The following is an 8456-nucleotide window of genomic DNA, read 5'->3' on the forward strand; positions in this document are numbered from 1 at the left end:
CACGCGCACCTGGGCACCGGCGACGTACTGGCGTCACACCTCGGACTGGGGGAGAGCGTCCGTGTGGGCCAGGGTACCGAAATCATCGCCGATGTCCTCGCAGGACTGTCGTCGGAGGACACGAAATCATTACGACTGCGATCACAATGTTCATACGTTTGGTGGACTCGGCCGACCGATCGGTAACGAACCGGGTGGCCAGATCGAAATCCTATCGTGAGCCAGTCCGTGATCAGCGATTTGTGAGGTCACGGGGACGCTGTGCCATTCAATCGAATCATGGTGAAGTTCGTTGTGAAAGGTGGATAATGACGCACACTGTTGCGAGGGAACAGCCTTCCCCCGGAACAGACAGCCCAACACGGTTCCGGTGTCGGTCGAACCGGCCGATGCCTGATCGGGCTGGCCGATGACCTGGAAGAGAGAGGCAATGGGGTCAGTCGACAACTTCCACGACGGCACTGAGTCCGAGCTCGTACCTCTGGAGCTCACCGCTGCGCAGCGAGGTATGTGGTTCGCGGAAAATCTGTCGGCAGACTATTCCGTCACCGTTGCGCAATATCTCGATATCCGGGATCAGGATCGACGACTGGATCGCGAGCTGTTCCGGCGCGCTGTCGTCGACAACGGGCGTGCGCAGGAGTCGGCGTTCACCAGGATCGTCGAGGTCAACGGCATCCCGATGCAGGTCGTCGACCAATCTCTCGACAATGATCTCGAATACCGTGATTTCCGTGGTCATTCCGATCCGGCGGCCGCCGCGATGCAGTGGATGAATGACGATTATCAGCGGCAAATGGATCTGCGCACCGACAAACTCGTCGTTTCCACACTTCTCCAGATTTCCGATGATCGTCATTTCTGGTATGTGCGCGCGCATCATATTGCGCTCGACGGATATGCGGGATTGATGGCGGTTCAAGATGTCGTGAATCGATATAATGCCGCGGTCGCCGGAACAGAATATTCGGCAAAACCGGGCGCGTCGTTGGCAGAACTCGTCGAGGACGACAAGAAATACATCGAGGGCACCCGCCGCGTGTCGGACCGCGACTACTGGGTCGACCGGGTCCGTGACCTGCCGGAGCGGGTCACCCTGGCCGAGAGCTCCGTCGCCGCCGAGCTGTCCCCGCGCAACATCGTCGCCGGCTCCGAGCTGACCGCTGCGCAGCAGGGCGAACTCGATCGTGTCGCCGCCGACCTCAACACCTCGGCCGCTGTTCTCCTCACCGCGGGGTTCTCCGCCTACCTCGCCCGGATGGCCGGCACCGACGACGTGGTCCTGAGCCTTCCCGTCACCGGCCGGGCAACCGCCAAGATCAAGCGGGCGAGCGGCATGCTCGCCAACATGCTGCCGGTGCGCGCGCGCGACATCTCGCATCTGTCGATGCGCACGCTCATCGATCAGGTCACCCTGGAGCTGACCGGGGCGCTACGACACCAGCGGTACCGCTTCGAGGACATCCGCATCGACGCCGGACTGAACGACGCCAACACCGCGTCATTCGGTCCGATCGTCAACCTCATGTTCTTCGACAAGCCCATCGAGATGTCCGGCGCGAGTGTCGATTACCAGATCCTGACGTCCGGCATCCTCGAGGATCTGCGCCTCAACGTCTATCAGGCGAGTCCCGGGGCGCGACTTGTCGTCGACTTCCACGGCAACCCGAATCTCTATTCCGAGGACGAACTCCGCGGCCATCTCGAGCGGTTCCTGATCTTCCTCGACCGTCTGTTCGCCGACCTCGATGCGCTCGTCGGCGCCGTCGACCTGCTGCGTACCGACGAGAGCGCTGCCCTGGTCCGCCTCGGTGAGGGACCGGCACTGACCGAGCCCGTCACCGACACCCACCTGCTCGCGGCGTTCGAGCGCACGGTGCGCGATCACCCGGACGCGACGGCGGTCGTGTTCGAGGACCAGATCTGGACGTATGCGCAGTTCGATCGGCTGCGTCGCACGCTGGCCGATCACCTCGTGGACGCCGGGGCAGGCCGCGGCGACCACGTGGTGGTCGCGCTCGACCGCGGTGTGGCGCAACTGGCGGCCATCTATGCCGTCCTGACCGTCGGGGCGGCGTATGTCCCCGTCGACCCGGCGCAGCCCGACGAGCGGCGCGCGCTGATCGTCGACACCGTGTCGGCTCGGACCGTCCTCGACGCGGCGCGGCTGGCGTCCATCGGATTCGATGTCCGCGGCGGCGACGCCGAACCCGGCGAGCACGACGTCGTCGGCGGTGGTCCGGAAGCGGCCTACGTCCTGTTCACCTCCGGCTCCACCGGTACGCCCAAGGGTGTCCAGGTCGCACACGGCGCGGTGCTCAACCGTCTCGCCTGGATGCAGGAGAACTATCCGCTGACCGCGGGGGACCGGGTGCTCTACAAGACCCCGTTCACCTTCGACGTCTCCGTCTGGGAACTGTTGTGGCCGTTGGCCCGTGGCGCCGCGATGGTGATCGCCCGGCCAGACGGTCACCGCGATCCCGAGTACCTGCTCGACCTGATCACCTCATGGGAGGTCAACGTCGCGCACTTCGTGCCGTCGATGCTCGACGTGTACACCGAGGTACTGATCAACGACGGCCACCAGACCCTGCTGCCGCCATCCGTGCGTCGCGTCTTCACCTCCGGTGAGGCGCTGCCGCGGCTCCTGGCCGACCGCGTGCTCGGCGGGTCCTCCGCGGAGCTGGTCAACCTCTACGGGCCGACCGAGGCCGCCATCGACGTGACCGAATACCGGGTCGTCCCGGGCGACGGTCCCGTCCCGATCGGTCGTCCCGTCGCGAACACCGACGTCCTCATCCTCGACCCGCGGCTGCAGCCGGTACCTGTCGGCGTCGCCGGTGAGCTCTACCTCGCCGGTTGTCAGCTCGCCGACGGCTACGTGGGCCGTGCCGATCTGAGCTCGGACCGGTTCGTCGCGAATCCGGCGGGCGGGCCGGGCGCCCGGATGTACCGCACCGGTGACCTCGTGCGCTGGGCCGCCGACGGACAGATCCAGTACCTCGGCCGCACCGACTTCCAGGTGAAGATCCGCGGCCAACGCATCGAGCCGGGCGAGATCGAGGCCGTCCTCGACGGCATGCCCGGTGTCGACGCGACCGCCGTGGTCGCCCGCACCGACCTCGGCCCGGGTCCCGTCCTGGTCGCCTATCTGCGCTCCGACGACGACTCCGTCAGCGAGGCCGCCGCCCTGGCCTGGTGCCGACGGCACCTTCCGTCGCACATGGTTCCGTCGGCCGCCGTTCTGCTGGAGCAGTTCCCGATCAACGCGACCGGCAAGCTGGATCGCAAGCAGCTGCCGGCACCGGAGTTGCGGCCGGTGGTCGGTTATGAGGCTCCTCGCACGCCGGTCGAGCAGGCGCTCGCGATGCTGGTCGGTGAGATGCTCGGCGTTGATCAGGTCGGCCTGCGCGACAACATCTTCAAGCTCGGCGGCGACTCGCTGATGGCGGCGCGCCTGGTCTCGCGTGCGCGGGTGGAGCACGACGTGCGGGTGGACCTGACCGACGTGTTCACCTCGGTCGACGTCGGTGAGATCGCCGAACGATCGCGCTCCGGCGGCACCGACGGCCGGCCCGCACTGACCCGTGTGCACCCGCGCCCGGAGACGATCCCGCTGTCGCACGCGCAGACCCGACTCTGGTTCGTGAATCGCATGGATCCCGGTGCCGCGACCTACAACATGCCGGGCGCGGTGCGCCTCGGTCGCGATGTCGATGTCACCGCGCTGCAGCAAGCCCTGGTGGACCTGGTGGAGCGGCACGAGAGCCTGCGCACCCGGTTCGGGTCGCAGGGGGGTGAGCCGGTCCAGGAGATTCTCACGACCGACGAGGCACTGCGATTCCTCGACATCGAGGTGGCCGCCGTCGACGATCGTCTCGACGAGGTCCTCACCGGTGAGGCCGCCCGCGGATTCGATCTCGCCCACGACATCCCGTTCCGCGCACGCATCCTGTCCGACCGGGACGGCGTCGTCGTGATGGTGGTGCTCCACCACATCGCCGGTGACGGATTCTCACTCATGCCGCTGATCCGTGATCTGTTCGCCGCGTACTCCGCGCGGCGCGAGGGTGCGCAAGCCGGACTCGCGCCGCTCGACGTGCAGTACGCGGACTTCGCGATGTGGCAGCAGCAACTCCTCGGCGACGCCGACAACCCGACCGGGGTGGCGGCCGAGGGCCTGTCGTTCTGGCAGGACGAACTCGCCGACCTGCCCGGGTTCCTGCCGCTGCCGACCGACCGGCCGCGCCCGCACGTGGCGACCGGTGCCGGTGGCTATGTCGACACCGTCATCGACGCCGAGCTGGCCGCGGCCATCCGCACCCTGGCGCGTGATCACAACGTCACACCGTTCTCCGTGCTGCACGCCGCGTTCGCGGTGCTGCTGACCCGATGGGCCGAGGTCGACGAGGTCGCGATCGGCACCGCCGTCGCGGGCCGCGACGAGCCCGAGACCGTCGACCTGGTCGGCATGTTCGTCAACACGGTGGTGCTGCGGACCGCGCTGCGCCCCGACGACACGACCGCACAGCTGCTCGACCGCGCCCACACCACCCGGACCCGCGCGATGCGGCACGCATCGATCCCGTTCGAGCGGGTCGTCGAGGCCGTCTCCCCGGAACGCTCGGCCGCGCACACCCCGCTGTTCCAGGTGTCGCTGACGATGCATCCGGGTCAGGCGGCCGCCCTCGACGAGTGGGTCGATTCGGCCGAGCTTCTCGACACCCGTGTGCCCGCAGCCAAGTTCGACCTGTCGGTCACGGTGACCGATCAGGTCGGGGCGTCCGGCTACGAGGTCGAACTCGCCTACGCGTCCGATCTGTTCGATCACCGCACCATCGAGCGGGTCGGCGCGCAGCTGATCACCGTGTTGCAGTCGATGATCGACGCGCCTCACCGACCGGTCGGCACTATCGACCTGCTCGGCACCGGAGACGTCGCCGAGCTGACCGCACCGGCCGAGTCCCGGGTCATCCCGGAGACCCTGCGCGATCTGCTGTTCAACGGTCTGGTGCAGTCGAACCCGGCGGCGGTGGCGATCAGCGGCACGTCCACGATCACCTGGTCCACGCTGGAGGCCAACTCGAATCAGCTTGCGCGAGAACTGGTGTCGCGCGGTCTCGGTGCCGGCGACGTGGTGGCCATCTGCATCCCGCGGTCGCACCTGTCGGTGACGTCGATGATCGCGGTGGCGAAATCGGGTGCCGCGTTCGTCAGCATCGACCCCGGTCACCCGCCGGCGCGCCTGGCCGAGATCCTCGCGGACAGCGGGGCGTCGATGGGTCTGACGTCGGTGGCCGTCCGCGCGCAGGCCCCGGCCGGCGTGGAGTGGCTGGCCGTCGACGACGAGACGGTCGAACTGCAGCTCGCCGGCCACAGCGGTGCTCGGCTGCACAGTGACGAACTCCGTCGCGTCCCGCGTGTCGACGATCTCGCCTATCTCATCTACACCTCCGGCTCCACGGGCCGACCCAAGGCCGCCGCCGTCAGCCACGTCGGTCTGGCCAACGTGGTCGCCAACCAGAAGAAGATCCTGCGTCTCGACCAGCGCTCGCGCGTATTGCACGTGGCCTCACCGAGTTTCGACGCGTCCATCTTCGAGATCCTCATGGCGTTGGGCACCGGCGGCGAACTCGTCATCAGCCCGGCCGGTGTGTACGGCGGCGACGAACTCGCGTCGCTCATCGACCGGCACCGGGTGACCCACGCGGTCATGACGCCGTCGGCGCTGGGCACCCTCGAGCCCGCCGCGGTCCCCAGCCTGGGACGCGTCATCAGCGTCGGCGAGGCCTGCCCGCCGGACCTGATGCGACGCTGGGCACGTGCGGGGCGCGCGTTCTTCAACCTGTACGGACCCACCGAGGTCACGATCTGGGCCACCGCTGCTGGACCCATGCACGAGGGCGACGAGGTCACCGTCGGCCGCGCCGTCCCGGGAGTCGGCGCGCTCGTCCTCGACCAGACGCTGCGCCCGGTCCCCGAGGGCGTCCCGGGTGAGCTGTACCTGTCGGGCATCCAGCTCGCACGTGCCTATCACCGCCGAAGCGATCTGACCGCAACACGTTTCGTGGCCAACCCGTTCGGCGCCGGTGAGCGGATGTACCGGACCGGAGATCGCGTGGTGCGCACGGCCACCGGCAATCTGCGGTACGTCGGCCGAACCGACTTCCAGTTGAAGATCCGCGGACTGCGGATCGAGCCGGGAGAGGTCGACGCCGCGATCCTGCATCACCCGCTGGTCACCGAGGTCGTGAGCCTCGGCGTTCCCGGCCCGGGCGGCGAGGACGTGCTCGTCGCCTACGCGAAACTCGTCGACGGCGCCCCGGCCGAGCCCAAGCGCATCCTCGAGCAGGCCGCCACGCATCTGCCGGGCTACATGGTTCCCCACGCGCTGGTCGTCGTGAAGGAATTCCGCCTCACCACGTCCGGCAAGATCGACCGGAAATCCCTTCCGCCGGTGGACTTCACCGCATCGCTGCCCTATCGGGCGCCGAGTTCGCAGATGGAGGCGGTCGTCGCCGGGATCTTCGGTCAGGTGCTCGGGCAGGACCGGGTCAGCGCCGATGCCGACTTCTTCGACCTCGGCGGCAGCTCCCTGTCGGCCACCAAGGTGACGTCGCGGCTGTCGGCGCTGCTGGATCGTCAGGTCCCGGTCAAGCTCCTGTTCGAGCGGCCGACCGTGGCCACCCTGGCGCAGGCGCTGGCCGGCGGCCCGACGGGTCAGAGTGCGCCGCCGCTGCTGGCCCGCAGCCGTGCCGAACTGGTGCACGTCTCGGAGATGCAGCGCGGGCTGTGGCTGGTCAACCGCGCCGACCCCGATTCGGCCGCCTACAACGTGGCGATGGCGTTGCGTCTCACCGGAGATCTCGACGTGGCCGCACTGCAGCTGGCCACCGCCGACATCGTCCGGCGGCACGAGTCCCTGCGCACCACCTACCCGATGATCAACGGCGAGCCGATCCAGGTGATCATGCCCGCGGACGTCGTCGAGAGCGATCTCACCGTCGAGTTGCGCGAGGTCACAACCTCTCTCGAGGCCGCGATCGCGGAGGTCACCGGTGCCGGATTCGACATCGCCACCCGCCCTCCGGTGCGGGCGGTGCTGTTACGAATCGCCTCCGACGAGCACGTCCTGGTCTTCGTGGTGCACCACATCAGCGCCGACGGGGCGTCGATGTCGCCGCTCGCGCGCGATCTGATGACCGCGTACGCAGCGCGGAGCAACGGTGCCGAGCCCGCGTGGAAACCGCTGCCGGTGCAGTACGCGGACTTCAGCCTCTGGGTCTCCGAGCGGCTGGCCGTGCTCGACGCCGACGGCGTCACCGAGGGGGAGCGTCAGCTCGCCTACTGGGACGAACGGCTGGCGGGCGTGCCGGAACGACTGGAACTGCCGTTGGATCACCAGCGGCCGAAGTCGCCGAGCTTCGCTGGTGATGCGGTGAACTTCGAGATCCCCGCGGCACTCGTCGGGCTGCTCGAGAATGTCGCCCGGCAACACCACACGACACTGTTCATGGTCGTGCACGCCGCATTCGCGGTTCTGCTCAACCGCATGTCGGGTCGCGACGACCTCGTGATCGGTACGCCGTTCGCGGGCCGCGGCGAGCAGAGCCTCGACGACGTCGTCGGCATGTTCGTTAATACGCTGGCACTGCGGACCCGGGTCAATCCGGGTGAGCAGTTCGTCGACCTGCTCGAACGCGTGCGCAACGACGATCTCGCCGACATGTCGCACACCGACGTGGCGTTCGACAACATCGTGTCGCGCACGTTGCCGAAGCCACCGACCTCGTACAACCCGATCTACCAGGTGATGCTGGCGTTCCAGGACGTCGACTTCCCGACTCTGCAGTTCGATCGGCTGACCGTGGCTCCGGTGCACGAGGAACTGACGTCGGCGAAGGTCGATCTGCAGCTCACGTTGTTCCCCAACGATCCCGACCGGGACGAGCGTGGGGGAGCGATGCGAGCTCAGTTCCTTTTCGCCACAGACCTTTTCGAGCGAACCACGATCGAGCGGCTGGCGTCACGCTATCTGCAGGTGCTCGAGACGGTCGCCGCCGATCCCGAGCATGTCGTCGGCGATGTCAGCATTCGGCTGTCCGATGAGATCATGTCCGCGGCGCCGGAATCCGACGCGGTCGAGGTCAGCTTGGCCGACCTCGTGTCGGAGGCGGCGGCGGCCGACCCGACCGCGATGGCGGTCAGCGGCGCCGCGACGTTGACCTTCGGTGACGTCAACATCATGGCGCAGGCAATGGGACCCACTGCACCAGACGCGGATTCGGCGCTGACGATGGCGCTGATGACTTTGGTGCCGGGTCTGGCCGAGGCCGGGCCGGAAGGCTTCGACGGTCTCCTCAGCGAGCTACGGGATCGGGCCCGAAGCGTGGTGACACAGAACGAACATTCGACGGATTCGGTTGAGTCGGAAGGCAGCGAGCGAACGTGACGGA

At 67.7% G+C, this 8456-nt stretch carries 1 protein-coding gene; it reads left to right on the plus strand.

Going from position 1 to position 8456, the window contains the following annotated elements:
* Positions 1 to 430: 430 nt before the first annotated feature.
* Complete coding sequence (locus ACWDPV_RS18520; RefSeq protein WP_449744143.1) at positions 431 to 8452, plus strand: amino acid adenylation domain-containing protein; 8022 nt, start codon at positions 431 to 433, stop codon at positions 8450 to 8452.
* Positions 8453 to 8456 lie beyond the last annotated feature (4 nt).

The sequence above is a fragment of the Gordonia sp. NPDC003504 genome, from assembly GCF_053587995.1.